The following is a 25,136-nucleotide window of genomic DNA, read 5'->3' on the forward strand; positions in this document are numbered from 1 at the left end:
CTTTTTTTGCGACTGTTTTTATGAATATGAAAGCAACTGGTTAACATAGAAATAAGCAAATGAAGGGTTTGTTTTTGAAGAAAAAGGTTTTATACAAAAATTGGTTTTTACTAAAAGCCAGAGGAATACAGGAGAAATGTTGACAGATTGAATAAAAAAGCTGTACACTGATTATAAATATTATAAAATAATAATTCATATAGAATTGGGGTGCATGACGGTGGTCAAAGAGGAATTGAAAGAAGCATTAGAGCAATTGAAAGGCACGGGTGTGCGCATAACTCCACAACGTCATGCCGTTTTAGAGTATCTTGTGGAATCAATGACTCACCCAACAGCCGATGAAATATACAAAGCATTAGAAGGAAAGTTTCCAAATATGAGTGTAGCAACCGTTTACAACAATCTGCGGGTGTTTAAAGAAGTAGGACTTGTAAAGGAACTCACTTATGGAGATGCTTCCAGTCGTTTTGATTACGTAACGCATCATCACTATCATGTAATTTGTGAAAAATGCAGTAAAATTGTAGATTTCCCTTATACCGGATTGGATGAGATAGAGCAGAAGGCGGCAGAGCAAACCGGGTTTGTTATTAAAAGTCACCGTTTAGAGCTTTATGGTATTTGTCCAGAATGCAACAAATAAGGCTGACAGCAATTGTCAGCCCTTTTTTTGTTTCCGGTTATATGCTTCATCAAACTCTTTTCCTTCTAATTCGCGATCCATTGTTAACGGCTGTTTACAATACATGCAAGCATCGACGCGACCAAGCATCTTTGTCGGCTTTTCGCAGGTTGGGCAAATAACCTGTATCGTTTTTGTAGAAAGCATACCAATCCAAAAATAAACAACTGTACTTAAGATAATGGCTAAGAATCCGATTAGAATAAACAGGGCCATTAAAATTGGAGATTCCCTAAAGAATACTCCTAGATAAGAAATAAACAATCCCACAAATACTAAACTTAATGCAAACGTGCGGATTTTATTGATTTTATTCGAGTATTTGATTCCCATCCAACCACTCTCCCTTAAGGAATAATATAGCACAACTTTCTTTCGGCTTTCATATAAAATGATATGGACTTAAGGAGCAACAGAAGAGGGAAAATGAAACGTAGATTTTTATGAAAAAATTATTGACCTTATAAAATCGTCATGATATAGTAATAAACGTCGCTGATGCGAAACGGCATAAAGCGAGTGAGATGAAAAGAAATGTTGACATCGAAATAAAGAGATGTTACTATAAGAAAGTCGCCTTAAGCGGCAAACAAGTTCTTTGAAAACTGAACAAAACACAAAACGTCAATTTTTATTTATGAAGCTAGACAAACACTTTTATGGAGAGTTTGATCCTGGCTCAGGATGAACGCTGGCGGCGTGCCTAATACATGCAAGTCGAGCGAGGTTCTTCGGAACCTAGCGGCGGACGGGTGAGTAACACGTGGGTAACCTGCCTGTAAGACTGGGATAACTTCGGGAAACCGAAGCTAATACCGGATACTTTTTCGCATCGCATGATGTGAAATGGAAAGGCGGCTTTGGCTGTCACTTACAGATGGACCCGCGGCGCATTAGCTAGTTGGTGAGGTAACGGCTCACCAAGGCGACGATGCGTAGCCGACCTGAGAGGGTGATCGGCCACACTGGGACTGAGACACGGCCCAGACTCCTACGGGAGGCAGCAGTAGGGAATCTTCGGCAATGGGCGAAAGCCTGACCGAGCAACGCCGCGTGAGCGATGAAGGCCTTCGGGTCGTAAAGCTCTGTTGTTAAGGAAGAACAAGTACGAGAGTAACTGCTCGTACCTTGACGGTACTTAACGAGAAAGCCACGGCTAACTACGTGCCAGCAGCCGCGGTAATACGTAGGTGGCGAGCGTTATCCGGAATTATTGGGCGTAAAGCGCGCGCAGGCGGTTTTTTAAGTCTGATGTGAAAGCCCACGGCTCAACCGTGGAGGGTCATTGGAAACTGGGAAACTTGAGTGCAGAAGAGGAAAGCGGAATTCCACGTGTAGCGGTGAAATGCGTAGAGATGTGGGGGAACACCAGTGGCGAAGGCGGCTTTCTGGTCTGTAACTGACGCTGAGGCGCGAAAGCGTGGGGAGCAAACAGGATTAGATACCCTGGTAGTCCACGCCGTAAACGATGAGTGCTAAGTGTTAGAGGGTTTCCGCCCTTTAGTGCTGAAGTTAACGCATTAAGCACTCCGCCTGGGGAGTACGGTCGCAAGACTGAAACTCAAAGGAATTGACGGGGGCCCGCACAAGCGGTGGAGCATGTGGTTTAATTCGAAGCAACGCGAAGAACCTTACCAGGTCTTGACATCCTCTGACAACCCTAGAGATAGGGCTTCCCCTTCGGGGGCAGAGTGACAGGTGGTGCATGGTTGTCGTCAGCTCGTGTCGTGAGATGTTGGGTTAAGTCCCGCAACGAGCGCAACCCTTGATCTTAGTTGCCAGCATTTAGTTGGGCACTCTAAGGTGACTGCCGGTGACAAACCGGAGGAAGGTGGGGATGACGTCAAATCATCATGCCCCTTATGACCTGGGCTACACACGTGCTACAATGGACGGTACAAAGAGTCGCAAGACCGCGAGGTGGAGCTAATCTCATAAAACCGTTCTCAGTTCGGATTGCAGGCTGCAACTCGCCTGCATGAAGCTGGAATCGCTAGTAATCGCGGATCAGCATGCCGCGGTGAATACGTTCCCGGGCCTTGTACACACCGCCCGTCACACCACGAGAGTTTGTAACACCCGAAGTCGGTGGGGTAACCCTTACGGGAGCCAGCCGCCTAAGGTGGGACAGATGATTGGGGTGAAGTCGTAACAAGGTAGCCGTATCGGAAGGTGCGGCTGGATCACCTCCTTTCTATGGAGACTTTCACGAATGCAGTTCGTGATAAGTAAAAGACGTTTTAGATGTTTTGTTCAGTTTTGAAGGAACTATCCTTCAAATGATGTTCTTTGAAAACTAGATAACAAATACTGTGCTATAGTAAAAACAAAGTGTAAACTTTTTAATGATTAAGTTAGAAAGGGCGCACGGTGGATGCCTTGGCACTAGGAGCCGATGAAGGACGGGACTAACACCGATATGCTTCGGGGAGCTGTAAGTGAGCTTTGATCCGGAGATTTCCGAATGGGGAAACCCACCATCCGTAATGGGATGGTATCTTCACCTGAATCCATAGGGTGTTGATGGCATACCCGGGGAACTGAAACATCTAAGTACCCGGAGGAAGAGAAAGCAAACGCGATTTCCTAAGTAGCGGCGAGCGAAACGGAAGATAGCCCAAACCAAGAGGCTTGCCTCTTGGGGTTGTAGGACGCTCTATATGGAGTTACAAAGGAACGGGGTAGATGAAACGGTCTGGAAAGGCCTGTCATAGAAGGTAACAACCCTGTAGTCGAAACTTCGTTCCCTCTTGAGCGGATCCTGAGTACGGCGGAACACGTGAAATTCCGTCGGAATCCGGGAGGACCATCTCCCAAGGCTAAATACTCCCTAGTGACCGATAGTGAACCAGTACCGTGAGGGAAAGGTGAAAAGCACCCCGGAAGGGGAGTGAAAGAGATCCTGAAACCGTGTGCCTACAAGTAGTCAGAGCCCGTTCATGGGTGATGGCGTGCCTTTTGTAGAATGAACCGGCGAGTTACGATCCCGTGCAAGGTTAAGCTGAAAAAGCGGAGCCGCAGCGAAAGCGAGTCTGAATAGGGCGCCGTAGTACGTGGTCGTAGACCCGAAACCGGGTGATCTACCCATGTCCAGGGTGAAGGTAGGGTAACACCTACTGGAGGCCCGAACCCACGCACGTTGAAAAGTGCGGGGATGAGGTGTGGGTAGCGGAGAAATTCCAATCGAACCCGGAGATAGCTGGTTCTCCCCGAAATAGCTTTAGGGCTAGCCTCAAGCGCTAGAGTCTTGGAGGTAGAGCACTGATTGGACTAGGGGCCCCCATCGGGTTACCGAATTCAGTCAAACTCCGAATGCCAATGACTTATCCTTGGGAGTCAGACTGCGAGTGATAAGATCCGTAGTCAAAAGGGAAACAGCCCAGACCGCCAGCTAAGGTCCCAAAATGTATGTTAAGTGGAAAAGGATGTGGAGTTGCTTAGACAACTAGGATGTTGGCTTAGAAGCAGCCACCATTTAAAGAGTGCGTAATAGCTCACTAGTCGAGTGACTCTGCGCCGAAAATGTACCGGGGCTAAACATACTACCGAAGCTGCGGATTGATACCTTTTGGTATCAGTGGTAGGGGAGCGTTCTAAGGGCGGTGAAGCCAGATCGGAAGGACTGGTGGAGCGCTTAGAAGTGAGAATGCCGGTATGAGTAGCGAAAGATAGGTGAGAATCCTATCCACCGAATGCCTAAGGTTTCCTGAGGAAGGCTCGTCCGCTCAGGGTTAGTCGGGACCTAAGCCGAGGCCGAAAGGCGTAGGCGATGGACAACAGGTTGATATTCCTGTACCACCTCTTTACCGTTTGAGCGATGGAGGGACGCAGAAAGATAGGGGATGCATGCCGCTGGTTGTGCATGTCTAAGCAGTTAGGCTGGTAAGCAGGCAAATCCGCTTACCGTAAAGGCTGAGCTGTGATGGGGAAGCCCTTTATGGGCGAACTCCCTGATTCTACGCTGCCAAGAAAAGCTTCTAGCGATGGTAAATGGTGCCCGTACCGCAAACCGACACAGGTAGGCGAGGAGAGAATCCTAAGGTGAGCGAGAGAACTCTGGTTAAGGAACTCGGCAAAATGACCCCGTAACTTCGGGAGAAGGGGTGCTCTTCGTAAGGAGAGCCGCAGTGAATAGGCCCAAGCGACTGTTTAGCAAAAACACAGGTCTCTGCGAAGCCGCAAGGCGAAGTATAGGGGCTGACACCTGCCCGGTGCTGGAAGGTTAAGAGGAGAGGTTAGCTCCAGGCGAAGCTTTGAATCGAAGCCCCAGTAAACGGCGGCCGTAACTATAACGGTCCTAAGGTAGCGAAATTCCTTGTCGGGTAAGTTCCGACCCGCACGAAAGGTGTAACGACTTGGGCACTGTCTCAACCAGAGACTCGGTGAAATTATAGTACCTGTGAAGATGCAGGTTACCCGCGACAGGACGGAAAGACCCCGTGGAGCTTTACTGTAGCCTGATATTGAATTTTGGTACAGCTTGTACAGAATAGGCGGGAGCCTGGGAAGCCGGAGCGCCAGCTTCGGTGGAGGCGCCTGTGGGATACCGCTCTGGCTGTATTGAAGTTCTAACCCGCGCCCCTTATCGGGGCGGGAGACAGTGTCAGGTGGGCAGTTTGACTGGGGCGGTCGCCTCCTAAAGTGTAACGGAGGCGCCCAAAGGTTCCCTCAGAATGGTTGGAAATCATTCGAAGAGTGTAAAGGCATAAGGGAGCTTGACTGCGAGACCTACAAGTCGAGCAGGGACGAAAGTCGGGCTTAGTGATCCGGTGGTTCCGCATGGAAGGGCCATCGCTCAACGGATAAAAGCTACCCCGGGGATAACAGGCTTATCTCCCCCAAGAGTCCACATCGACGGGGAGGTTTGGCACCTCGATGTCGGCTCATCGCATCCTGGGGCTGTAGTCGGTCCCAAGGGTTGGGCTGTTCGCCCATTAAAGCGGTACGCGAGCTGGGTTCAGAACGTCGTGAGACAGTTCGGTCCCTATCCGTCGCGGGCGCAGGAAATTTGAGAGGAGCTGTCCTTAGTACGAGAGGACCGGGATGGACGCACCGCTGGTGTACCAGTTGTTCTGCCAAGGGCATCGCTGGGTAGCTATGTGCGGACGGGATAAGTGCTGAAAGCATCTAAGCATGAAGCCCCCCTCAAGATGAGATTTCCCATAGCGTCAAGCTAGTAAGATCCCTGAAAGATGATCAGGTTGATAGGTCTGAGGTGTAAGCGTGGCGACACGTGCAGCTGACAGATACTAATCGATCGAGGGCTTAATCATAATTACACAACGCAGTATGTTATCTAGTTTTGAAGGAATATCAAAATTCCTGTTGACTTTATAAAAGAGCGTGATATAATGATCATTGTCTCTAATATGAGTCAAGCAAATAGGTCTAGTGATGATGGCGAAGAGGTCACACCCGTTCCCATACCGAACACGGAAGTTAAGCTCTTCAGCGCCGATGGTAGTTGGGGGTTTCCCCCTGTGAGAGTAGGACGTCGCTAGGCTGGCCTAATAGGCTTAAAACAATTTATATTCCGCAATAGCTCAGCGGTAGAGCAATCGGCTGTTAACCGATAGGTCGTAGGTTCGAATCCTACTTGCGGAGCCAAATGGAGAGCTGTCCGAGAGGCCGAAGGAGCACGATTGGAAATCGTGTATACGTCACAAGCGTATCGAGGGTTCGAATCCCTCGCTCTCCGCCATTACATGGCCCGTTGGTCAAGCGGTTAAGACACCGCCCTTTCACGGCGGTAACACGGGTTCGAATCCCGTACGGGTCACCAACATGTGGAGGATTAGCTCAGCTGGGAGAGCATCTGCCTTACAAGCAGAGGGTCGGCGGTTCGAGCCCGTCATCCTCCACCATATAAATTGAATTTCTTATCATCGCGGGGTGGAGCAGTCTGGTAGCTCGTCGGGCTCATAACCCGAAGGTCGCAGGTTCAAATCCTGTCCCCGCAACCAAAGTGGTTCCGTGGTGTAGTGGTTAACATGCCTGCCTGTCACGCAGGAGATCGCGGGTTCGATCCCCGTCGGGACCGCCATTTGGCTCGGTAGCTCAGTCGGTAGAGCAGAGGACTGAAAATCCTCGTGTCGGCGGTTCGATTCCGTCCCGAGCCACCATTTGTTAAACTTTCTGGTTATAAAAAATATATTACGCCGGCTTAGCTCAATTGGTAGAGCAACTGACTTGTAATCAGTAGGTTGGGGGTTCAAGTCCTCTAGCCGGCATCATGTGGAGGGGTAGCGAAGTGGCTAAACGCGGCGGACTGTAAATCCGCTCCCTCAGGGTTCGGCGGTTCGAATCCGTCCCCCTCCACCATCTATAGGGGTATAGTTTAAAGGTAGAACAGAGGTCTCCAAAACCTCCGGTGTGGGTTCGATTCCTACTACCCCTGCCATTCTTGTAATGGCGGCTGTGGCGAAGTGGTTAACGCATTGGATTGTGGCTCCAACACTCGTGGGTTCGATTCCCATCAGTCGCCCCATTTAAACCTAAATCTTTACAGTGATTAGTGAATGGGTTATAATGGAGAATAATGAGGAATGTATTAATCAGAATTCACATATTGGATTCGAAGGTGTATAACATAAAGTTTTATCAGTGGGCTATAGCCAAGCGGTAAGGCAACGGACTTTGACTCCGTCATTCGTTGGTTCGAATCCAGCTAGCCCAGCCATATATGCGGAAGTAGTTCAGTGGTAGAATACAACCTTGCCAAGGTTGGGGTCGCGGGTTCGAATCCCGTCTTCCGCTCCAAAATATTCGGCGGCATAGCCAAGTGGTAAGGCCAAGGTCTGCAAAACCTTTATCCACCGGTTCGAATCCGGTTGCCGCCTCCATGCCGGTGTGGCGGAATTGGCAGACGCGCACGACTCAAAATCGTGTTCCTCTGGAGTGTCGGTTCGACCCCGACCACCGGTATAAAAAACCTTTACTATCAAAGTAAAGGTTTTTTTTTATGTAAATATAAAGAATGTGACAGCTTTTTGAACGAACGATCTTTCCGTTGGACGAGTGCTATATACGTTGGTATGATGTGTAATAGAAGATGCTTTCTGAGTATTACATGATGGAGTGGCAATACTAGAAGTAAATACAACAGCAACGGAGAATAAAGAATGAAGTCTAAACAGTTTTCTACATTATTTATGATTTTTTCGCTGGCATTTTTAATTTTGGTTGGGGTAATTGTTTATACAATTATAGGAAAGAAAACAGAAGATAAACAGGATCCATTCGCATATAAGGAGCAACAAACATTAGGGGATCAAGATGCCCCTGTCCATATTGTCGAGTTTGCAGATTTTAAATGTCCAGGCTGCAAAAAATGGGATGAGCATGTTCTTCCTCAAATCCAAAAGGAATATATTGATACGGGAAAAGCCCAGTTTCACTTTATTAACTTCCCATTCATTGGAGACGATTCTGATTTAGGCGCTGCTGCAGGCGAAGCAATTTACAAACAAAACCAAGATGCTTTTTGGAAGTTTTATGCTGAGCTGTATGCTGCTCAGCAAGATACGGATCAAGTGTGGATTACTGAGGAACTGCTTATGAAAATTGTAAAAGAGAAGCTCCCTGAAATTAATGTAAAGCAATTTCAAAAGGACTTGAATAGTCAAGCGATTCAAAAGATGGTTCAGCAGGATAGAGACTTAGCTTTAGAATTGAAGGTGCAAGGGGCTCCTACTGTTTATGTAAATGGAAGCCTTGTGGATGCTAACTATGATGGAATTAAGAATGCAATTGAAGAAGCATTGAAGAAGTGATAGGAAATATTCCTATCACTTCTTCTGTTTGAAAAGCTCTTTTTATTCTATTTTATACTGTATAAATATTTTATATAGATGTATAGTTGTTAGGCAGAAGCGCGCGACTTAAAATCGTGTTCCTCTGGAGTGTTGGTTCGAATCCGACTGCGGGCAGCTTATATTTCAGCAATTTAAAAAACATATTGACGTTGGATTTGTTTTCCATTATTGTGTTAATAAGTTATTCGTGAGTAACGTTACTCTCAAGTAATATAAACAAGCGATTGAAAGGAGGTGTTCAAATGAACAAGGAAAAAGGCTTAAAGGGAAAGGAGAGCAGGGCACGTATTAAAGAAGCAGCAGCTTATGAATTTGCTAATCATGGATTTCACAATACGAAAGTCAGTGACATTGTTAAACGTGCAAATTTAACTCAACCTGCATTTTATCTTTATTTTCCTAGTAAAAATGCGATTTTTGATGAATTGGTCAGTGATTTTCGAACTAAGCTATTTCAATTAATTGAAAACCAACGTTTATCTTCAAATATTGAAAAAGATGATATTACTCAGCGAGTATTTGCCTCGCTAGAAAACTTATTTCAATTTTTTGCAGAGGATACGAATTTAACTAGAATCGGTCTAATTCTTGCTGATGATTCAGAACATTTTAAAGAAAAGATAATTGAGTTACTGTCAGATAATTTACATCATGAACAGCAATCTGGATATTTTCGTTTAGATTTGTCTATGGATATCGCAGCTGTTTGTATCTTTGGGATGGTTGAACAGCTAATTATTTCGTGTTTATTAAAAAATAAAAGCAATCCGAAAATATTAGCAGGAGAAGTTATAAATTTGGTGATGAATGGCATGGTGGATAAATAATAAGTGTCTGCAGATATCTATTTTTGTTTATGGCTTTTAGGTCTTAACAAATTGAATCTGAAGAAAATGATTTCACAGATATCTATTCAGTCTAACTGATTCTATAATTCGAGGAGTGAAGTAGGAATATGGTTACAAAGATTCTGCAGATTATATTGGCATTGTTTATAGGTATGGGTGGGATAATCAAAATGATTAAACCAAATTTTCAGGTTGAACATTGGAATCTTTACCAATATCCAATGTGGTTTATGACGGTTATTGGAATTTTTGAAATCGCTGCTTCAATAGCATTAATATTTGGCTTGTGGAACTATAACCTTGCAATCTTTAGCAGCTTAATAATTATAGTACTTATGATTGGTGCAATATATACACACATTTTTAGGGTTCAACAACCTTTAACTATGACTATTCCATCAACTGTTTGTTTAATAGCAGCTATTATCATTATCATTCGTTATTACTAAGGAACGATTGAGTGACAAAGCATTGCACGAGATCAAAACATTTGTATCAAATCGGGTAAATCATTGGTGATTGCTCAAACTTACTGCGGGCGATCTGTTTCAATAATAACATTAAAAATATCCAGGTAACGCCTCTGTATTTTTGCTTGAGGCGTTTTTGTGTCGTTTCTAATTTTGTGAGGAAATTTTCCAAACACATACTTGTTTTGAAAATTTCCTAGTCTTTACATGCACATGATGTAAAAAAGCAGATATAAGCGAAAGTTAGACAGGGGAATGTCTTTAAAAAAGAACGAGAAAGACAAAACGTCACTTGTCATTAGAGAAGTGATTTTTTTAATATTAATATATGAAAATTATTCCATTAATATTTTTGAAAAAATATGATATCTTAAATGAGGAATAGAGAAATTAATAGATTTATGTAGGTAATAAAAGTTATTTTATGTTTTTGGTTTTGCTAAATTAATATATTTTAAAAGAAATAAGAGGGAGCTTTCATAATGAACAAGACAAAGGCTAGGTTTTTGAAGAGTTTGTACATAAGCTCAATATTTGCACTTGCTACTGTTAATCCGTCTGTTTCTGTACTTGCAGCAACGACACCGGGGCCGGCAGCGTCTAATGTGACAGTTCAGAACAATAAGACGGGTTCTACCGACACGATTACAGTAAAAGGTTTGGTAGAGGGAGAGAGAGTAAAAGTCTATAGTGCAGCGACAGGCGATACACAAATAGGGGCAACAGCTACTGTAGGATCTGGAGCAACACAAGTAACGATCTCAGGAGTAGATTTATTGCTAGAAACAGGCGGTACGATTTATGTTAGTGTAATAAATTGGAATAATCAGGAGAGCGGACGCACAGCAGTGAAATATATGACAGAACCAGTATCAACGGCGCCAAAACCTTCTAATATAGTAGTTGTGAATCGCATTGCACCATTAACTGATACAATTACAATAAAAGGGTTAATAGCAGGAGATATTGTAAGTCTATATGATGAAGCGACAGGCGGCGGACAACTAGGAACAACCGCAACCGTAGCGGCTGGAGCAACACAAGTAACGATTTCAGGGATAGATTTGCTGTCAGCGGCAGGCGGAACTCTCTATGCTAGTGTGAAGAGCATAGATAAATTAGAGAGCAAGCGTACAGCAGTAAGGTATGAGTCAGATACAACAAGGCCATTGTCAGCAACGGTAGTTAAAGTTACAAATAACAAAACAGGAACAGCTGATACGGTAGAAGTAAGAGGATTAGAAACAGGGGATGAAGTAAAAATCTATAGTGCAGCAATAGGCGGTACATTAATGGCTAGAACTGTATCCGCGGGAACACAAGCAACGATCTCAGGAGTAGATTTGTTAAATGCAATAGGTGGAACTATGTATATTAGTTTGACAAAGGCTGGGAAACAGGAAAGTGCACGTACAGCAGTGAAATATGTGACAGAACCTGTTACAGCAGCACCAATAGCATCTAATATTGCCGTAGTAAATAGAAGTGTAGCACTTGCAGATACGATTACAGTAAAAGGGTTAACAGCGGAAGATGAAGTAAAAGTATACAGTGCAGCAGTCGGCGGTACACCAATCGGAGCAGCCACAGTGGGATCTGGCGAAACACAAGCAACGATCTCTGGATTGGATTTACCATCATCAAATAGCGGAACCATCTATATCAGCGTAAAAAATATAGACAGGCTGGAAAGTAAGCGTACAGCAGTAAAGTATGAATCAGACATAACAAAAGCACTGCCAGCAGCAGCCGTTCAGGTTACGAATAATAAAATCGGTATAGCTGATACAGTGGAAGTAAGCGGCTTAGCCGTAGGAGATGAAGTAAAAGTATACAATGCAGCAATTGGGGGTACACAGATAGGAACAACCGCAAATGCATCAGATGTATCTGGAGTAATAAAAGCAACAATCTCCGTAGCAAATTTACCATCGGCAACGGGCGGGACTGTCTATGTTAGTGTGAAAAAAGCGGACAAGCAAGAGAGTGCACGTACAGCAATAAAGTATGAATCAGACATAACAAAAGCACCATTAGCAAAGGACGTTCAGATTACAAATAACAAAGCCGGTACAGCTGATATAGTAGAGATAGATGGCCTTGCAGAAGGAGACGAAGTAAAAATATACGATGCTGCGATGGATGGGACATTAGTAGCATCTGGATTTGGAAAAATAGTAGCTATCCCGGACGGAAAGTTAAAGCAAAGGGGCGGCATTGCTTATGTTAGCGTGACAAAGGCGGGAAAATGGGAAAGTACACGCACATTAATTAATTACACAACAGAGCCGGTATCAAAAGCGCCAATAATCCCTAATGTAGCGATAAGGAACTATAAGGGAACGCTAGTAGATACGATTACAGTACAAGGGTTGGCAGCGGGAGATGAGGTAAGAGCATACACTGCTGCGATAGGCGGTACACAAATAGGAGCAACAGCTAAAGTGCCATCCGGAGGAACACAAGCTAAAATCTATAAAATGGATTTACCGTCAGTCACGGAGGGAACCATTTATATTAGTGTAAAAAGCATAGGTAAATTAGAAAGCACACGAACAGCAGTGAATTACGCCAAAGAGCCAGTTACAGCAGTGCCGGCGACGTTTAAGGTAACAACAAGCAATACTAAAGCGGCGTTAGGCGATACGATTACGGTACAGGGATTAAGGGCAGGAGACGAAGTAAGAGTATACACTGCGGCGATAGGCGATACAAAACTAGGAGAAACAGCTACAGTACCATCTGGGGAAACACAAGTAAAAATTTCTAAGGTGGATTTGCCGTCAGCAACAGGAGGTACGCTGTATATAACAGTGAGAAATCTAGATAAGTGGGAAAGCCCTCGTACAGAAGTGAACTATAACACAACACCAGTCATGGCCGCCCCGTCAGCGTCTAATGTGAAGATAGTGAATAGCAATATAGATGTGAATGATACAGTAGAGGTAAGCGGTCTAGCTGTAGGAGACGAAGTAAAATTATACACTTCGGCGACGGATAGTACGGAAATTGCAAAAGCAACAGCAGCTAATGTCAATGGAATCATAAAAGCGTCCATTTCCGGAGTAAATTTACTAGAGGCAGCAGGTGGTACTATCTATGTCAGTGTGGAAAATGCAAGCAAGCTGGAGAGTAATCGTACAGCAAAGTCTTATGATACGGACACGACAGCTGCCCCGTCAGCAGCCAATATCGTTGTTTTAAATAATGATAATGCAGATGACATTGTACGTGTAATAGGACTTGCAGAAGGTGATGAAGTAAGAGTATATAGTGCAAGTGGTATGCAGCTTGGATCAACTGTAACCGTAGCACCTGGTAAGAAGGCAGTAAATGTTACCATCCGTCAGCTTGGGGCAAGTGCAGGAACGATTTATGTAACAGTTACAAATACAGGCGTTAATGCTAAGAAAGAAAGCGTGCGTGTAGCAAAAGACTACCTTGGTGAATTTGAATGATTGTAATCAAGGAAATATGTATTTAAGCTGACAAAGGGCTTTGGCACAGTTTGCCGAAGCCCTTTTACCTGTTGGAAGGTATAATGGTTTCAGACTTTGCTTTGTGACCGTTTATAAGGGAAGCTTTTGTTCTGGGCTAGATATATACACATTTTGCATAAAAGCAATATGTATTATTTCAACAATTTCTGCGCATACTAACTTTTTTCGACTTTTATCGCTAAAATTCTTGTCGATTATATTATTTCATGCTATACTTCTAAACAGTTAACAAAAACTTCACAATTTCTTTACAAGCGGATGTAGTTTTACGGGTAAAATCTTGGCTATTTAAGCTGATGTTATAATTTTGATCCTGTTACCCGTTCCAGAGCAATTTATACTTATTGTGCATAACGCAGTGTTTCGTTTCTCAGATTAAACGAAGCATTGCGTTTTTTAATGTTTTTTGGGTAGATTTGTTTGTTTACCGTAAGTATGTCCTACAATAAAATTAGAAATACAGTGTGTAACGGTATGGGAAGGGAGGTTTGACATATATGAATTGGGAGCAGCTCAAACACGAGGTCATCGAATACAGTAAGCAAATTGGGATTGATAAAATCGGGTTTGCGAGCGCAGAACCGTTTCAAGAGCTTAAGCACCGTCTTCTTCGGCAGCAAGAACTTGGTTATCAATCTGGATTCGAAGAACAGGACATTGAGAAGCGGACAAATCCTCAGCTTGTTTTGTCTGGTGCGCAGTCTATTATCGCAATTGCGCTTGCTTATCCTTCTAAATTGAAGGATGCCCCGCAAAGTAAACGGGGAGAACGCCGGGGAATATTTTGCCGTGCTTCTTGGGGACAGGATTATCATGCTGTTTTACGTGATCGTTTACAGAAGCTTGAGCAGTTTTTACAGGAGCGCGTCCCAAATGTACAGGTGAAGTCAATGGTTGATACGGGTGAATTAAGTGACCGTGCTGTTGCGGAGCGGGCAGGCATTGGCTGGAGCGGGAAGAATTGCGCGATTATTACACCGGAATTTGGTTCTTATGTCTATTTGGGAGAGATGCTCACAAACATCCCTTTTCCGCCAGATATCCCGCTTGAGGAAGGCTGCGGTACGTGCAATAAATGTGTGGAGGTTTGTCCGACCGGCGCACTTGTGCAAGGTGGACAGCTTGACTCACAAAAATGTATTGCGTTTTTAACGCAAACAAAAGGGTTTTTGGCTGAGGAGTATCGAGTGAAAATTGGGAATCGTCTGTATGGCTGTGATACATGTCAAACAGTATGCCCTAAAAATAAAGGAATTGATTTTCATCTTCATCCAGAAATGGAGGCAAATCCAGAGCTGGTGAAGCCTTTGTTGAAGCCTCTTCTTACAATTGGCAATCGCGAGTTTAAGGAGAAGTACGGTTATATGTCCGGCTCGTGGCGCGGCAAAAAACCGATTCAGCGAAATGCAATTCTCGCGTTAGCGCATTATAAGGACGAAACTGCAGTTCCAGATCTAATCACTGTTATGAAGCAGGATCCGCGGCCTGTTATGCGCGGAACAGCAGCATGGGCGCTTGGAAGAATTGGCATAAGGGAAGCAGCGGAAGAAATTGAAAAAGCAAAGCAAGCAGAGCAGGATGAACAGGTGCTTGCAGAAATGGAAAAAGGCTTAATTATGCTGCAAGATACACAAAATTAGCAGATTCCTTCCCCCTCCTTCATATTGTAAGATGAGGGGGAATGAGAATGGGAGTGAAAGCAGCGCTCGAGACAATCATTCGTCATCAAATGGATTTTCTCGTTGGAAATGAACGTGCAAGCGCTCATTTAAAAGGGGATGTTTCTCACGTTCTAAGACGGAAGAAAGAGTTATTGAAGGAACGAAAAGCGGAGATTATAAAATGTGATGCACGAGTAAGCGTAATTCGGGAACTTACATTAGGGAAGCGGAAGGATGTAGACTACATCGTTCACTTCCAATACTTCATTCGCCAAAAGGATTTTTTCTATGCGGAAGAGGAGCAGGTGCATCGCCGTGCTGTATTTGAGCGGGGGCGGCTCGAGGATGATATGTATGCCGCATATGAAACAATAGCTGGAGCAGGAGAAACGCTAGAGAGGGAAGTGACCAAGGGAAAGGGAAATCTAATTCCCTACAAATATAACCGGCTTGAAGCGGTTAAGTATGCTGAAGCCTGGTGGAACGGCCGCAATCCTGCTTATCGTAATTTTCAGGATAATTGCACAAATTTTATTTCGCAATGCTTGCATGCTGGAGAGTCCCCGATGACGGGGTATCCGAATATTAGAAAGGGCTGGTGGCATCAAAATGGGCAATGGAGCTGGAGTTGGTCAGTTGCTCATTCCTTTCAATGGTACTTAACGGGGGCTGCAGTTGGTTTGCGGGCTCAACAGGTAGAAAAGCCCGAGGAGCTTCTTCTCGGGGATGTGATTGCGTATGATTTTGAAAATGACGGACGTTGGAATCATACAACAATTGTGACGGCAAAGGATGCAAATGGCATGCCCCTTGTGAATGCACATTCGGCTGACAGCCGCAGACGCTACTGGGCATATCAGGATTCAAGCAAATATACGCCGCAAATGAAATATAAGTTTTTTCATATTCTTGATAATGTATAGGCAGCGTAATTGCTGCCTGTTTTCTTTTTGTCTGCAAGTGATATAATACTGGGTAGAGGTGAAAATTGTGGGAGTACATGTTGTTTTATATCAACCAGAAATTCCGGCGAATACAGGAAATATCGCGCGTACGTGCGCAGCAACAGGCACAAAGCTTCATCTAATTCGTCCGCTCGGCTTTTCTACAGATGATAAGATGCTAAAACGTGCAGGACTTGATTATTGGGAGTTTGTTGAGATTACATACTATGATTCGCTGGATGAGTTTTATGAGAAAAATGCAGCTGGAGAGTTCTTTTATTTATCAAAGTATGGGGAAAAACCGCACTCCTCCTTTGACTACAGCGATCTGCAAAAGGATTATTATTTTGTATTTGGGAGAGAAACGACCGGCTTGCCGAAGGATGTAATTCAAAAGAATTTTGACCGTTGTCTGCGCATTCCGATGACTGAGCATGTCCGTTCTTTGAATTTGTCTAATACAGCAGCTATCCTCGTGTATGAGGCGCTGCGTCAGCAAAATTATCCGGAATTATTGAAGGAATTTATGAAATAAAGAGCTGCCATACAACCGGCAGCTCTTTTTTATGTGAAGATAGTCAGACACTTCCTAATCCCTATATATTGCATAATTGTACATACTTCATTGGAAGAATGCACATAGTTAAGAATAAATATATTAGGTTGGGGATGACATGGAAGAACAATTTACAACGGGTTCGAACAAAGAATACTTTCAGGAAAGTGTACAGCTCGGTCTGCTTAATGAAATGCTGCTCAATACAATTCAAGATTTAGTATTTGTTATAAAGGTGATAGAAGGACCTGTGTTTCAATATGTTTATATGAACAAACAAGCAAGAGCCCATACAAAAGTATTCAGTAATTATTATGGGAAAACATTTCAAGAGCTGATGGCAGCCGACGTAGCGCAATTGCTGACTGCTATGTATGAAAAAGCTGTGATAAAGCGAGAGTCTGTTGTTTTTCAGGACCATGTTACATCAGAGGATGGAACGATTTCGTATTATGAATCTTTACTAAACCCTATCTTTGATGCATCAGGCACTTGCCAGTATATTGTTTGTATTACGCGTAATGTAACAGAACGTGTGCATAAGCAAGAGGAGCTGCTGGAGAGCCAGATGCGGTATCGATCGCTTTTTGATTATAATAGTGATTCTATTTTTTCTTTGGATACAGATGGACGCATTGTTTATGCAAATCCGGCAACATACACAATCTTTGAATACAAGGCCGGGGAACTGCATGGGCAATATATATTCGATGTATTGCCAATAGATGACAGAGGGGAGCTATCGAGCATTTTCCAGCAAACATTAGCAGGACAAGTTGTACAAATTGACTCCTATAAGTGCTGTCGGCAGGATGGTAAAGATTTATATATCTCTTTCAAAACGATTCCCATCGTCATTCATGGAGAGATTACAGGAGTGTATTTAGTAGCGCGTGATATAACAAAGCAGGTGCAGAATGAGATAAAGACGGAATACTATGCGTATTATGATCAGCTTACCGGCCTGTTAAATTCTATTTCGTTTGCCCAGTGTTTGTCTGACTATCTAGAAAGCAAGCAGCCGTTTTCTCTATTCTTTATTGATTTGTATGAATTTCATATTGTAAATGACTTGATGGGTCACGAAGGCGGCGACGAGGTGCTAAAGGAGACAGTAAAACGCCTGCAAGGTACGCTGCCTGAAGGAGGACAATTATTTCGGCAGCATGGCGATCAATTCGCCCTTCTTACGCGGCAAATTGAACAAAAGGACATTATTCAAACAGCAGAAAAACTTCTGCAAAGCATGAAAAGGTATTTTACATTAAAAGGCGAGGAGTTTTCTATCGGCATAAGCATTGGAATTGCTGTTTATCCGAAAGACGGAGAAAATGGGCAAACTCTGCTAAAGCGGGCGGATTTAGCTCTAGAGCGTGCAAAAGAGTATGGAAAAGCCTACTATGCTTTTTATCACAGTGTTTTGGATCAAGAAAGAGAACGACGTTTTATGCTAGAGCATCAGCTTACCCGCGCAGTGGAAAGAAAGGAATTTTCGCTTTATTATCAGCCGCAGGTCAATATTATGACGCAGCAGGTGATAGGGCTAGAGGCATTGCTGCGTTGGAACAATCGAGAGCTCGGCTTTGTGCCGCCTAATTATTTTATTCCACTTGCCGAAAGGACAGGATTCATCTTCAAAATTGATGAGTGGGTTTTATTTGAAGCGTGTCGTCAGCTGCGGGAATGGATGGATAAGGGCTACACTCCTGTGCCAGTTGCGGTGAACATATCAGCTCGGCAATTTCGTTCAATGAAGATTGTTGAATCTATTACAAAGGCTCTGAAGATGTATAGGATTCCTCCTGGTCTGCTGGTTGTTGAAATTACAGAAGGGGCTCTCGTACACGAAGCGTACGCAGAACAGGTTCTGCAGCAGCTGAAGCAGCACGGAATAGGCATTCATTTAGATGATTTTGGCACTGGCTACTCCTCCCTTGGTTATTTAAAAAAGTATCCGATTGACACCATTAAAATTGACCGGGCCTTTATGCAGGAGGTCAACGCGGATGAACGAGATGCAAAAATTACAACAGCTATCATTCATCTGGCTCATACGCTAGGGATGGAGGTGATTGCTGAAGGAGTCGAGCAAGCAGAACAAATTCAGTTTTTACAAAGTAAAAACGCAGTTTTGGCACAAGGCTATTACTTTAGCAAACCGCTCCCAATAGAAGAAATTGAAAGCTTTTGTTTTAAAAGATAAGAAAGTATTCCTGTCGAATGTATCTAGCTCCCTCGGCCTGCTTGTTGTGAGGAAAAGACATCTGCCCAATGAGGGAAAAAGCGCCTTATCGGGCAGAGAGCTGTCCCTTTAACAAGCAAAACGGGCCGAGCCCGCTTTGCTTGTTAGCTATTTGCGCCTGGTTTATCGTTATAGCCGGCAGTGAAGATGGCGCTTAGGAATGCGATTATTACGCCTAGAATGAGTACAAATTTCATCGTGATTCCTCCCTCTATGTAATATCCTCACTTCTTTATTATACAGAAAATTTCCTTCAATTTGTTGGTATAAATTCTGAAAGTTCTGTAATCCTTTTCGTGGAATGAGTATAAGACCAGTAAAAAGAACTTTAGAATCAATCTATTATGCAGTTCTTCTTTAAAAGAGATAAACTTTTAGAATTTTACTCTTTTATGATTCTGAAGAATGTTTAAGGACATCCTCGCATAAAGTTATAATAATCCTTTTGGAACAAGAGAATGGGGGAGGTCCGATATGGATATTTTAAGAAGGATTGAGCAGTACCGGGAAGCAGAGCAGCGTTTACAATGGGAAGGCACATTCGCCGAGTATTTGGAAATTGTAAAGGAACAACCGTGGGTCGCTCAAACTGCCCACTCCCGCATTTACAACATGATTCGCGATGCCGGCATTGAGGAAGTTGATGGCCGCAGGCATTATAAATTTTTCAGCAACCAGCTGTTTGGATTAGAGGAAGCGCTAGAGCGGCTTGTAGAGGAATATTTCCATCCTGCTGCTAAGAGGCTTGATGTAAGAAAACGAATTTTGCTCCTTATGGGACCGGTGAGCGGCGGGAAATCCACACTAGTTACAATGCTAAAGCGAGGTCTTGAATCATATTCGCATACAAATCAAGGTGCGATTTATGCAATCAAGGGATGCCCGATGCATGAGGATCCGCTGCATTTAATACCACATCATTTGCGAGATGAGTTTTACCAAGAATACGGTGTTCGTATCGAAGGTAATCTATCGCCATTAAATTTAATGAGACTTGAAAAGGAATATGGCGGACGTATCGAAGATGTGATTGTGGAACGCATATTCTTATCTGAAGATCGCCGAATTGGAATTGGAACATTTAGTCCGTCCGATCCGAAATCACAGGATATTGCTGATTTAACGGGAAGCATTGACTTTTCGACAATTGCGGAGTACGGCTCTGAATCTGACCCGCGCGCTTACCGCTTTGATGGAGAATTAAATAAGGCAAACCGCGGTATGATGGAGTTTCAGGAAATGCTTAAATGCGATGAGAAGTTCTTATGGCATTTGCTCTCCTTAACGCAGGAAGGAAACTTTAAAGCTGGCCGTTTTGCTTTAATTTCAGCAGATGAGCTGATTGTAGCACATACGAATGAAACAGAGTATCGTTCTTTTATCTCCAATAAGAAGAATGAAGCCTTGCATTCCCGGATTATCGTAATGCCGATTCCTTACAACTTGCGTGTTAGTGAGGAAGAGCGCATTTACGAGAAAATGATCCGTGAAAGTGACGTAGCTGATGTGCATATTGCACCGCACACATTTCGCGTTGCAGCCATGTTTACGATTTTAACGCGACTTAAGGATCCAAAGCGTCCAGACATCGACTTAATTAAGAAAATGCGTCTATATGACGGAGAAATGGTCGAAGGCTACAATTCTATCGATGTAGAAGAAATGAAGCGGGAATACCAGGATGAAGGAATGAGCGGTATTGATCCGCGTTACGTTATCAACCGCATTTCCTCTACGATTATTCGAAAGGAAATACCATCTATTAATGCATTAGATGTTCTTCGTTCCTTAAAGGACGGTCTCGATCAGCATCCATCCATTAGTAATGAAGATCGTGAACGCTATATGAACTTCATTTCTTTAGCGCGTAAGGAATATGATAACATTGCGAAGAAGGAAGTACAAAAAGCGTTTGTCTACTCATATGAAGAGTCTGCCAAAACGTTGATGGATAACTATCTAGACAATGTAGAGGCTTACTGCAATAAGGCGAAGCTGCGTGATCCGTTAACAGGCGAAGAAATGAGCCCGGATGAAAAGCTTATGCGTTCGATCGAAGAGCAAATCGGAATCTCAGAAAATGCGAAAAAAGCATTCCGCGAAGAAATTTTAATCCGTATTTCCGCGTATGCACGCAAAGGAAAGCGATTTGACTACAACTCACATGAGCGCTTGCGCGAAGCAATCCAGAAGAAGCTGTTTGCTGATTTGAAGGATGTCGTCAAAATCACTACATCGACTAAAACGCCAGATGAACATCAGTTGAAGAAGATTAATGATGTTGTAGCGAGATTGATAGATGAATACGGCTATAACTCTACATCCGCCAATGAGCTGCTTCGGTATGTAGGAAGCTTATTGAATCGGTAACGTGCAAAAAAAGTGTGCCTAAAGGCATGCTTTTTTTGTCCACACATAAGCAATTTCTTTTGAATTATTGTAGATGCGTTTCCTGTGTATAGGGGACGTATCTGTATAGAAATAAACATTTTGTAGCTGGGCAATATTTTTATGCAAGTCCATTCAGAAAAAATGAGGATGTCCAATTCTGAAATTATTTGTCAATTATTTGTGCTGATTGCATAAGATAGAGTAACCAACCATTCATACAAAAAGTAAAAAGGCCGACACCATACTATATGCATATGTATGTGAAATGGTGCATCAGCTAAGCGGAATTATATTTGCGTTTTACAGTTGCTTTACAAACCAAAATAAAAGAATAGAAGGAGGGAAATATGGTGAGTGAAGATAACAACTATAATTATACGATTGCAAGAGAAGATTGGTCCCTCCACCGAAAAGGTTATGATGATCAACAGCGTCATCAGGAGAAGGTCCAAGAAGCGATTAAGAACAATCTTGCCGATTTAATTACAGAGGAAAGCATTGTCATGTCTAATGGGAAAGATGTGGTAAAAATTCCGATTCGTTCTCTAGATGAATATAAAATTCGTTATAACTATGACAAAAACAAACACGTAGGTCAAGGGAACGGCGACAGCAAGGTAGGTGATGTTGTAGCCCGTGACGGTTCGAGCGGGGGACAGCAAAAAGGTCCTGGAAAAGGTAAGGGAGCAGGAGATCAGGCCGGAGAGGATTATTATGAGGCAGAGGTTTCGATTTTGGAGCTCGAGCAGGCATTGTTTAGTGAGCTGGAGCTGCCAGATCTAAAGCGGAAGGAAACCGATGAAAATAAGCTAGAGCATATTGAATTTAATGATATTCGCAAAACGGGACTGATGGGTAATATCGATAAAAAACGAACAATGATGGCAGCTTATAAACGAAATGCTATGAGCGGAAAGCCATCCTTTCATCCGATTCACCCAGAGGACTTAAAGTTCCGTACTTGGAATGAGGTACTAAAGCCTGAATCAAAAGCAGTGGTACTAGCGATGATGGATACAAGCGGATCGATGGGAATTTGGGAAAAATATATGGCTCGCAGCTTTTTCTTCTGGATGGCTCGCTTTTTACGTACAAAATATGAAACGGTTGATATTGAATTTATCGCCCATCATACCGAAGCAAAGGTCGTCACAGAAGAGGAATTCTTTTCAAAAGGCGAGAGCGGCGGAACGATCTGTTCCTCAGCATACCGTAAGGCGCTGGAGCTGATCGAAACAAAATATTCGCCAAACCGCTATAATATCTATCCATTCCATTTCTCTGACGGTGACAATCTCACATCTGACAATGCGCGCTGCGTGAAGCTTGTGCAGGAGCTGATGAAGGTGTCTAATATGTTCGGATACGGAGAGGTTAACCAATACAATCGCCACTCTACTCTTATGTCAGCGTATAAAAATATCAAGGATGAGAGATTCCGTTATTATATCTTAAAGCAAAAAGCCGATGTGTTTCATGCGATGAAGAGCTTTTTCAAGCAGGAACAAGCGGAGAAAAGCAGCTAAAAAAGAGCCTTGCGTACAAAGGGAGCATGTACGCAGGGCTTTTTGTATAAGAACTCAAATATATAACCTCAAATATTATATTAAACAAAAAATAAGGAGTGATCTTATAATCACTCCGGGAGCAAAATTTCTATGGTCATAGTGGATTTACAACATTATGCAAAACACTAATTAGACCAGGAAATCTTTCTTCAATATCTGTCCTTCTTAAAGATACAAGACGTTGTGTTCCACGAATATCAGTACGAGTAACACCACTTTCTCTAAGAACTTTAAAATGATGGGACATAGTAGACTTAGCAAGGTCTATATTAAATGCCCCACAAGAAACTTCTTCTTTCTCCAAAAGTTCCATGACCATTTGCAGCCTTACTGGGTCACTTAAAGCATAAAAAATTGATGACAACCTTAATTCTTCAGTACTTGGATGATATAATCCTCTCATTCTTCGCTCCTTAAATGTTTATGAAACGTTTTCAATACTACTCAATAAAAATAGACACTATCTTTATTGAATAGTATCTATTTTAACATTTTTATTTTAAAAGTTCTAGCATTAACGAACTATGAGTCATATATGTAACATCCTCTTATTAGTATTGATAAATAACAATTATAGCTGGAGCAATGCTAAAACAGCTGCTGCCCAATTAGGTAATGAAATTTTTGTAGTTAAATGATAAATAAAGATAGAAATGAATAAAAAAGCAGTTCTATACTAGTTTTTGAATAATTTGTTGTTTTACGCCCTTTTTAAATAAAATAACTTATTAATACAGCTAAAAAAACAAAAATAAGGAAGGGCATTCCCCGACCATAATTATACCCTTCATTTAACATTCACTCCTTTAATACATCCGTTATGATTATTATCAATTCATCTTTGGTATTCCTTGGATATAACACTTTCTAACCAAATTTCATTACTAAGGTACCACTGTACAGTTTTTCTCAATCCACTTTCAAAGGTTTCTGTAGGTTTCCAATTTAATTCTCTTTGGATTTTTGTAGAATCTATAGCATATCGGAAATCGTGTCCAGGTCTATCTAAAACATATGTGATTAAGCTTAGATAATTTTCTGGATTTTCACCAAGTAGTTCTGCAATTATATTACATAAAGCTGTTACTACTTCTAGATTGCTTTTTTCATTATTTCCACCAACATTATAGGTTTCTCCTATTTTTCCTTTCTCAATTACAGACCATATTGCCTCACAATGATCTTTAACATACAACCAATCTCTTACATTTTCACCATTTCCATACACAGGAATTGGCTTATTAGATAAAATATTGGTGATAGTCAGAGGTATTAATTTTTCAGGAAACTGGTATGGACCATAATTATTGGAACAATTCGTTATTTTTACAGGAATACCATATGTATTATGATAGGCTTTTACTAAATGATCACTTGCTGCCTTCGATGCTGAATATGGGCTGCTTGGATTGTATGCTGTCTCTTCTTTAAAAAAACCTTTTGTTCCTAATGATCCATATACTTCATCTGTACTAATATGATGAAATAATTTTTCAACATTAGGGTTCCAATATTTTCTGCATAATTCTAGCAAATTAAATGTACCTAGGATATTTGTTTCTAAAAAAGTTCGCGGTGTTGTTATGCTTCGATCTACATGACTTTCCGCTGCAAAATGAACAATAATGTCTGGATTATATTTTTTAAACAAAACATCTACTTTATCATAATCCCTAATATCAGATTCTTCAAAAATAAAATTTTCAGCGTTTTCAACCTCTTTCAAATTCGACAAGTTTCCAGCATAGGATAAATTGTCCACATTAATAAATAGGTGATTCGGATATCTTTTTACAAAAGTATTTAAAAAATTAGAGCCAATAAACCCGGCTCCACCTGTAATAAGATATTTCAACTTATATCCCTCATTTCTATAGAAATTATTTCATCATTTTATAAATATTCTCTAAATGAAATACTTCACAAATATAAAACAAACAATGGTTTTTACATAATATTTGATATTTCTTTATAGGAAATGCCTCAGATTTTAAGGAAAACTCCTCAAATAATTCCAATATATTCTCAGAAGGTTGATAACCTCTATACAAAATATTTCTTCTTGTGTCAGTCTCTTTTATTAACTTTCCAATAGGGATTTCTCCTATTTTTAACTCTCCCCTAATTTCCTTTTGTAACAACGACAAATCAGAAAAGACTATATTTTCGGAGAGTATTTCTCCTTTATAGTTTAATGATGATGCTCTTCGAAGAATGATGCCTTTATTGCTAAAAAAATTTTCCGCCTCTTTCGGTATAGCATTCTTATCTATAATCTCTTGTTCAATTACCTTAAGCTGAACATTATCTTGAACGATAGTTTCTAATGCTAATGTTGTTGATCCGTCCGTAGAAAGCAGTAAATCTACTACCTTTTTCATGGCTATAATATTAACATTTTCTTTTTGTATATTCTCCACAAGGACCACAAATTACACCCCTCTTAATATAGGTGTT

General features: G+C 42.1%; 15 protein-coding genes, 15 tRNA genes and 3 rRNA genes. 29 read left to right on the top strand and 4 right to left on the bottom strand.

All coding sequences use genetic code 11. The features are described from left to right. The first annotated feature begins 214 nt into the window (after window positions 1-214). Window positions 215-646 (top strand): peroxide-responsive transcriptional repressor PerR, encoded by a 432-nt coding sequence (gene perR / locus AC6HZ4_RS03050; protein ID WP_497493605.1) that lies wholly within the window; start codon window positions 215-217, stop codon window positions 644-646. Window positions 647-661: 15 nt separating this feature from the next. Here the strand turns inward: perR and AC6HZ4_RS03055 are convergent, their stop codons facing one another. Then, the gene (locus AC6HZ4_RS03055; protein ID WP_497493606.1) at window positions 662-1,018 is read right to left on the bottom strand and encodes a YgzB family protein; all 357 of its coding nucleotides are present in this window, start codon (window positions 1,016-1,018) and stop codon (window positions 662-664) included. 323 nt (window positions 1,019-1,341) lie between these two features. On the opposite strand from AC6HZ4_RS03055, the gene AC6HZ4_RS03060 reads away from it, so the two are divergent. The 28 genes from AC6HZ4_RS03060 to yhbH all read left to right on the top strand — a co-directional run bounded on the left by AC6HZ4_RS03060 (window position 1,342) and on the right by yhbH (window position 22,637). After that, window positions 1,342-2,879, top strand: a 16S ribosomal RNA gene (locus AC6HZ4_RS03060). Window positions 2,880-3,032: 153 nt separating this feature from the next. Continuing rightward, a 23S ribosomal RNA gene (locus AC6HZ4_RS03065) occupies window positions 3,033-5,958 on the top strand. Between the two features lie 114 nt (window positions 5,959-6,072). Next, window positions 6,073-6,188: ribosomal RNA gene (gene rrf / locus AC6HZ4_RS03070) — 5S ribosomal RNA — on the top strand. The 16S, 23S and 5S rRNA genes sit together here with 15 tRNA genes alongside, the layout of an rRNA operon. 29 nt (window positions 6,189-6,217) lie before the next feature. Further along, window positions 6,218-6,292 (top strand) — tRNA-Asn (locus AC6HZ4_RS03075). Window positions 6,293-6,295: 3 nt separating this feature from the next. Continuing rightward, window positions 6,296-6,386, top strand: a tRNA-Ser gene (locus AC6HZ4_RS03080). Window positions 6,387-6,392: 6 nt separating this feature from the next. Further along, a tRNA-Glu gene (locus AC6HZ4_RS03085) sits at window positions 6,393-6,467 on the top strand. A 6-nt stretch (window positions 6,468-6,473) separates the two neighbouring features. After that, window positions 6,474-6,549: transfer RNA gene (locus tag AC6HZ4_RS03090), tRNA-Val, on the top strand. Window positions 6,550-6,571: 22 nt separating this feature from the next. Beyond that, a tRNA-Met gene (locus tag AC6HZ4_RS03095) sits at window positions 6,572-6,648 on the top strand. Window positions 6,649-6,652: 4 nt separating this feature from the next. After that, window positions 6,653-6,728: transfer RNA gene (locus AC6HZ4_RS03100), tRNA-Asp, on the top strand. A 3-nt stretch (window positions 6,729-6,731) separates the two neighbouring features. Continuing rightward, a tRNA-Phe gene (locus AC6HZ4_RS03105) sits at window positions 6,732-6,807 on the top strand. Window positions 6,808-6,842: 35 nt separating this feature from the next. Next, window positions 6,843-6,915: transfer RNA gene (locus tag AC6HZ4_RS03110), tRNA-Thr, on the top strand. 6 nt (window positions 6,916-6,921) lie between these two features. Beyond that, a tRNA-Tyr gene (locus tag AC6HZ4_RS03115) sits at window positions 6,922-7,006 on the top strand. A 5-nt stretch (window positions 7,007-7,011) separates the two neighbouring features. Then, window positions 7,012-7,085 (top strand) — tRNA-Trp (locus tag AC6HZ4_RS03120). An 11-nt stretch (window positions 7,086-7,096) separates the two neighbouring features. Beyond that, a tRNA-His gene (locus AC6HZ4_RS03125) sits at window positions 7,097-7,172 on the top strand. Window positions 7,173-7,289: 117 nt separating this feature from the next. Continuing rightward, window positions 7,290-7,364: transfer RNA gene (locus AC6HZ4_RS03130), tRNA-Gln, on the top strand. 5 nt (window positions 7,365-7,369) lie between these two features. Next, a tRNA-Gly gene (locus AC6HZ4_RS03135) sits at window positions 7,370-7,444 on the top strand. Between the two features lie 8 nt (window positions 7,445-7,452). Continuing rightward, window positions 7,453-7,527: transfer RNA gene (locus AC6HZ4_RS03140), tRNA-Cys, on the top strand. A gap of 1 nt (window position 7,528) precedes the next feature. Then, window positions 7,529-7,609, top strand: a tRNA-Leu gene (locus tag AC6HZ4_RS03145). A 197-nt stretch (window positions 7,610-7,806) separates the two neighbouring features. Further along, window positions 7,807-8,457 (top strand): DsbA family protein, encoded by a 651-nt coding sequence (locus tag AC6HZ4_RS03150; RefSeq protein ID WP_497493607.1) that lies wholly within the window; start codon window positions 7,807-7,809, stop codon window positions 8,455-8,457. Between the two features lie 284 nt (window positions 8,458-8,741). Continuing rightward, the gene (locus AC6HZ4_RS03155; protein WP_497493608.1) at window positions 8,742-9,326 is read left to right on the top strand and encodes a TetR/AcrR family transcriptional regulator; all 585 of its coding nucleotides are present in this window, start codon (window positions 8,742-8,744) and stop codon (window positions 9,324-9,326) included. 128 nt (window positions 9,327-9,454) lie between these two features. Continuing rightward, window positions 9,455-9,796, top strand: coding sequence for a DoxX family protein (locus AC6HZ4_RS03160; protein WP_497493609.1), 342 nt, complete (start codon window positions 9,455-9,457; stop codon window positions 9,794-9,796). Window positions 9,797-10,299: 503 nt separating this feature from the next. Continuing rightward, window positions 10,300-13,275, top strand: coding sequence for a hypothetical protein (locus tag AC6HZ4_RS03165; protein WP_497493610.1), 2,976 nt, complete (start codon window positions 10,300-10,302; stop codon window positions 13,273-13,275). 539 nt (window positions 13,276-13,814) lie between these two features. After that, on the top strand, window positions 13,815-14,957 hold the full coding sequence (queG, locus tag AC6HZ4_RS03170; RefSeq protein ID WP_497493611.1) for a tRNA epoxyqueuosine(34) reductase QueG: 1,143 nt from the start codon (window positions 13,815-13,817) through the stop codon (window positions 14,955-14,957). A gap of 47 nt (window positions 14,958-15,004) precedes the next feature. After that, window positions 15,005-15,901: an amidase domain-containing protein gene (locus tag AC6HZ4_RS03175; protein ID WP_497493612.1), complete on the top strand. Its 897-nt coding sequence runs from the start codon at window positions 15,005-15,007 to the stop codon at window positions 15,899-15,901. 58 nt (window positions 15,902-15,959) lie between these two features. After that, complete coding sequence (trmL, locus tag AC6HZ4_RS03180; RefSeq protein ID WP_497493613.1) at window positions 15,960-16,457, top strand: tRNA (uridine(34)/cytosine(34)/5-carboxymethylaminomethyluridine(34)-2'-O)-methyltransferase TrmL; 498 nt, start codon at window positions 15,960-15,962, stop codon at window positions 16,455-16,457. Between the two features lie 139 nt (window positions 16,458-16,596). After that, window positions 16,597-18,681, top strand: a complete 2,085-nt coding sequence (locus tag AC6HZ4_RS03185) for a sensor domain-containing protein (protein WP_497493614.1) — start codon at window positions 16,597-16,599, stop codon at window positions 18,679-18,681. Between the two features lie 513 nt (window positions 18,682-19,194). After that, on the top strand, window positions 19,195-21,090 hold the full coding sequence (locus AC6HZ4_RS03190) for a PrkA family serine protein kinase (protein ID WP_497493615.1): 1,896 nt from the start codon (window positions 19,195-19,197) through the stop codon (window positions 21,088-21,090). Window positions 21,091-21,458: 368 nt separating this feature from the next. Beyond that, entirely contained in the window at window positions 21,459-22,637 is a 1,179-nt protein-coding gene (yhbH, locus tag AC6HZ4_RS03195; protein WP_497493616.1) for a sporulation protein YhbH, read from the top strand. 136 nt (window positions 22,638-22,773) lie between these two features. On the opposite strand, the gene AC6HZ4_RS03200 is transcribed toward yhbH, so the two are convergent. The 3 genes from AC6HZ4_RS03200 to AC6HZ4_RS03210 form a co-directional block, all read right to left on the bottom strand. Further along, on the bottom strand, window positions 22,774-23,082 hold the full coding sequence (locus tag AC6HZ4_RS03200; RefSeq protein ID WP_497493617.1) for an ArsR/SmtB family transcription factor: 309 nt from the start codon (window positions 23,080-23,082) through the stop codon (window positions 22,774-22,776). 432 nt (window positions 23,083-23,514) lie between these two features. Beyond that, window positions 23,515-24,534, bottom strand: a complete 1,020-nt coding sequence (rfbB, locus tag AC6HZ4_RS03205) for a dTDP-glucose 4,6-dehydratase (protein ID WP_497493618.1) — start codon at window positions 24,532-24,534, stop codon at window positions 23,515-23,517. A gap of 25 nt (window positions 24,535-24,559) precedes the next feature. Further along, a complete protein-coding gene (locus AC6HZ4_RS03210) occupies window positions 24,560-25,108 on the bottom strand; it encodes a chorismate pyruvate-lyase family protein (protein ID WP_497493619.1) in 549 nt (182 codons plus the stop codon). Window positions 25,109-25,136 lie beyond the last annotated feature (28 nt).

Source organism: Ectobacillus sp. OTK (assembly GCF_059698935.1).

Coding starts and splice junctions, on each gene's coding strand:
- queG (WP_497493611.1), top strand. CDS start 13,815: ATGAATTGGGAGCAGCTCAAACACGAGGTCATCGAATACAGTAAGCAA.
- AC6HZ4_RS03165 (WP_497493610.1), top strand. CDS start 10,300: ATGAACAAGACAAAGGCTAGGTTTTTGAAGAGTTTGTACATAAGCTCA.
- AC6HZ4_RS03175 (WP_497493612.1), top strand. CDS start 15,005: ATGGGAGTGAAAGCAGCGCTCGAGACAATCATTCGTCATCAAATGGAT.
- perR (WP_497493605.1), top strand. CDS start 215: ATGACGGTGGTCAAAGAGGAATTGAAAGAAGCATTAGAGCAATTGAAA.
- AC6HZ4_RS03190 (WP_497493615.1), top strand. CDS start 19,195: ATGGATATTTTAAGAAGGATTGAGCAGTACCGGGAAGCAGAGCAGCGT.
- AC6HZ4_RS03200 (WP_497493617.1), bottom strand. CDS start 23,082: ATGAGAGGATTATATCATCCAAGTACTGAAGAATTAAGGTTGTCATCA.
- yhbH (WP_497493616.1), top strand. CDS start 21,459: ATGGTGAGTGAAGATAACAACTATAATTATACGATTGCAAGAGAAGAT.
- AC6HZ4_RS03160 (WP_497493609.1), top strand. CDS start 9,455: ATGGTTACAAAGATTCTGCAGATTATATTGGCATTGTTTATAGGTATG.
- AC6HZ4_RS03055 (WP_497493606.1), bottom strand. CDS start 1,018: ATGGGAATCAAATACTCGAATAAAATCAATAAAATCCGCACGTTTGCA.
- AC6HZ4_RS03150 (WP_497493607.1), top strand. CDS start 7,807: ATGAAGTCTAAACAGTTTTCTACATTATTTATGATTTTTTCGCTGGCA.
- AC6HZ4_RS03155 (WP_497493608.1), top strand. CDS start 8,742: ATGAACAAGGAAAAAGGCTTAAAGGGAAAGGAGAGCAGGGCACGTATT.
- AC6HZ4_RS03185 (WP_497493614.1), top strand. CDS start 16,597: ATGGAAGAACAATTTACAACGGGTTCGAACAAAGAATACTTTCAGGAA.